Annotated in this window: 3 protein-coding genes; all 3 read left to right on the plus strand. The window is 61.4% G+C overall.

Features of this window, described 5'->3' with window-relative positions:
* A partial coding sequence (gene leuS / locus RIFP1SYM_RS15960; RefSeq protein ID WP_005966793.1) for a leucine--tRNA ligase occupies positions 1–1,943 on the plus strand: 1,943 nt, incomplete at its 5' end.
* 76 nt (positions 1,944–2,019) lie between these two features.
* Positions 2,020–2,520: an LPS-assembly lipoprotein LptE gene (locus RIFP1SYM_RS15965; RefSeq protein ID WP_005966795.1), complete on the plus strand. Its 501-nt coding sequence runs from the start codon at positions 2,020–2,022 to the stop codon at positions 2,518–2,520.
* On the plus strand, positions 2,520–3,539 hold the full coding sequence (gene holA, locus RIFP1SYM_RS15970; protein ID WP_005966796.1) for a DNA polymerase III subunit delta: 1,020 nt from the start codon (positions 2,520–2,522) through the stop codon (positions 3,537–3,539). Before RIFP1SYM_RS15965 ends, holA begins: the two co-directional genes overlap by 1 nt.
* The last annotated feature ends 113 nt before the right edge of the window (positions 3,540–3,652 follow it).

The following is a 3,652-nucleotide window of genomic DNA, read 5'->3' on the forward strand; positions in this document are numbered from 1 at the left end:
CCATGCAGCGCAACTGGATCGGCCGCTCCTACGGCGTGAAGATGGAGTTCGGTATTGAGAGCGCCACCTCTGACGAAACTCTCACCATCTTCACCACCCGCCCCGACACCCTCATGGGCGTTACCTACGTGGCGGTTGCTGGTGAGCACCCACTCGCACTGCAGGCCGCCGAAGGCAACCCAGAGCTGACCGCCTTCATCGACGAGTGCCGCCAGGGCGGCACCTCCGAGGCGGATCTGGAGACCATCGAGAAAAAGGGCATGCCGCTCGGCATCAACGCCATCCACCCGGTGAGCGGCGAGCCGGTGCCGATCTACGCGGCCAACTTCGTGCTGATGAGTTACGGTACAGGTGCCGTCATGGCCGTGCCTGCCCACGATGAGCGTGACCACGCTTTCGCCCGCAAGTACGGCATCCCGATCAAGCAGGTGATCCACCCTGCGGATGGTTCACAGGTCGATATTCAGGCCGCCGCCTACACCGACAAGGGTGTACTCAAAGACTCTGGCCCCTTCAACGACCTTACTTCCGAGGCGGCCTTCGACGCCATCGCCGAGTGGCTGCAGGCGCGTGACAAGGGGGAGAAGACCAAGAACTTCCGCCTGCGCGACTGGGGGGTCTCCCGCCAGCGCTACTGGGGCACGCCGATCCCGATGATCCACTGCGAGAAGTGCGGTATTGTGCCGGTGCCTCTCGAGGATCTGCCGGTGGTTCTGCCGGAAGATATCGTCTACGACGAGAACACCATTAACCCGATCAAGGCCGATGCCGAATTCGCCAAATGCAGCTGCCCCGAATGCGGCGGCGCGGCGCGGCGCGAGACCGATACCTTCGATACCTTCATGGAGTCGAGCTGGTACTACGCCCGTTACACTTGCCCCGGCGCCGAGACCATGCTCGACGAGCGGGCCGACTATTGGCTGCCAGTCGACCACTATGTGGGCGGCATCGAACACGCGGTGCTGCACCTGCTCTACGCTCGCTTCTACCACAAGCTGCTCAGGGATGCGGGGCTGATACATAGTAACGAGCCGTTCCGCAACCTGCTGACCCAGGGCATGGTGGTGGCTGACACCTACTACCGCGACGAAGCCAGCGGCGCCAAGCACTGGTACAACCCGGCAGAGGTCGAGGTGGAGCGAGACGAGAAGGGGCGTCCACTCAGTGCGAAGTTTGCCGCTGACGGTCAGCCGGTGGAGATCGGCGGCATCGAGAAGATGTCGAAGTCGAAGAACAACGGTGTTGATCCGCAGACCCTAATCGACCGTTACGGTGCTGACACGGTGCGTCTCTACACCATGTTCACCTCACCGCCAGACCAGTCTCTGGAATGGAACGACGAGGGGGTGGAGGGCTCCTTTCGTTTTCTTAAACGCCTCTGGGCGCTGGCACAAAAGGGATTGGAGTCGTTGGACGCTGAAGCGTCCAATGACTCCGATCTCGTGCTGGGAGATGCACAGAAAGATGCCCGCCGCGAGCTGCACGAGACGCTGAAGAAGGCGCTCTACGACTTCGACCGACAGCAGTTCAACACGGTGGTCTCCGCCTGCATGACCATCGTCAACAGCCTCTACAAGCTGGGCGACGAGGCGGTTGATCGGGTGGTGTTGCACGAAGGCCTCAGCATCGTGCTGCGCCTGCTTGGCCCCATCGCCCCCCACATCTCCCACCACCTCTGGCGCGGATTGGGTTACGGTGACGATATCCTCGCTGCCGGCTGGCCGCGGGTTGACGAGGCGGCGCTGAAGCAGGAGAGCATTCAGTATGTGGTGCAGGTCAATGGCAAGGTGCGGGCGAAGATCCAGGTGCCCGCCGATGCCGATAAGGCAGCTGTCGAGGTGGCTGCGATGGCCAATGACAACGTGCAGAAGTTCATCGGCGAGGCGACGGTGCGCAAGGTGATCGTGGTGCCCAACAAGCTGGTGAACATAGTTGCCAAGTGATCTGGCAGTAGGAGCGCCGCAAGCGGTGCTCCTACGGATGATTGAAGTTCAGCATGGTGAGGATGGATAGATCTCAATGAAACGTCATTACCGGATTGTCCTGTGGGTAGTGCTTGTCTTGCTGCTGAGCGGCTGCGGCTTCCATCTCAAGGGCTACCAGCAGGCAACGCCGAATCTGGATGGACTCTACATCCAGGGGGATGCTGGCCGCACCAGCCTGGCAGCCATGCTGCGTCAGGAGCTGAGCGCCTCCGGTGCGAAGCTGGCTGCCAGCGAAGCAGCGGCGAGACACCATCTGCAGGTGCTGAAGGATCAGATCGAGTACCGAGCCCTGTCGGTGGATGCCAACGGCAAAGCGCTGGAGTATGAGCTCAAACTGACAGTGGAGTACCAGGTGACTGCAGCAACAGGCGAGCAGCGGATCGAACCCCAGAGTCTGCAGGTGCTGCGCCAGCTGATCTACAGCGGCACCGAAGAGCTGGGGCGACGCAATGAGGCGGCGTTGGTGCAGCAGGAGATGCGGCCAACCTGGCTGGACAGATCCTGCGCCATCTGCAGGCCCGGCTCTAGCCGCTGATGCGTCTGCGCAACGATCAGCTGCCGGCCCAACTGAACAAGTCGCTGGCTCCGGTCTATCTGCTGAGCGGTGATGAGCCACTGCAATTGGGCGAGGCGGCGGATCAGGTGCGTCAGACGGCTAGGTCTCAGGGCTTCAGTGAGCGTGAGTTGTTGGAGGTTGGCCCGGGTTTCGACTGGAATCAGCTGCTTGAGGCGGGGCAGAGCCTCTCTCTGTTTGGCGATAAGCGGCTCCTCGATCTACGCCTGTCGAGTTCAAAGATCGGCACCCCAGGCTCCAAAGCGATCAGCGCCTATCTGGCTGATCCCCCCCCCGACACCCTGCTGTTGATCACCGCCCCCAAGCTCGACCGAGCCCAGCAGAATAGTAAGTGGGTAAAAGGGGTCGAGCGGCTGGGCGTGCTGGTGCTGATCTGGCCGATTGAAGGGCAGCGGCTGCTACCCTGGCTGGAGCGGCGCTTGCGGGATGTGGGGCTGACGCCGGAGCCCGGTGTGGTGGAGATGCTGTCTGAGCGGATTGAGGGCAATCTGCTTGCCGCCAAGCAGGAGATCGAGAAGCTGTTGCTGCTGCATGGTCCTGGGGTTGTGGATCAGGAGCAGCTTGCCGAATCAGTGGCCGACAGTGCCCGCTTTGATGTGTTTGGCTTGGTGGATGCTCTGCTTGCCAGAGAGGCGGGCCGTGGTCTGCGCATGCTGGAACACCTGCAGGCAGAGGGGGTGGTGGCGCCGGTGGTGTTGTGGGCGCTGGCGCGGGAGATTCGGGCGTTGGCGGAGATGGCGGCGATGGTCGAGCAGGGGCGTTCAGTCGATAGTGTGATGGCCGCACAACGCGTATGGGAGAAGCGCAAGCCACTGATGCGCAAGGGACTGAAGCGACGGGCGGCAGTCTGGCGTCGGCTCCTTATCGATTGCGCTGGTATCGACAGGGTGATCAAGGGGCTGGAAAAAAAGGATGCCTGGCTGCGGTTGCAGGATGTGGCGCTGGGAATCGCTGGAGTGAATACCTCGGCGCTGAAATAGCCTGTGGAGCTGTCTGGATGAGAGATGGCCTGTTTAAGTAGCCTCTGATCAAGTCATGAGCTCGTAATCTTGTGTCCAGAATATCCAGCTGCTGCGTTGTAAATCTCGTCAAT

Source organism: endosymbiont of Riftia pachyptila (vent Ph05) (assembly GCF_000224455.1).
In the GTDB taxonomy this organism is placed as follows: domain Bacteria; phylum Pseudomonadota; class Gammaproteobacteria; order Chromatiales; family Chromatiaceae; genus Endoriftia; species Endoriftia persephonae.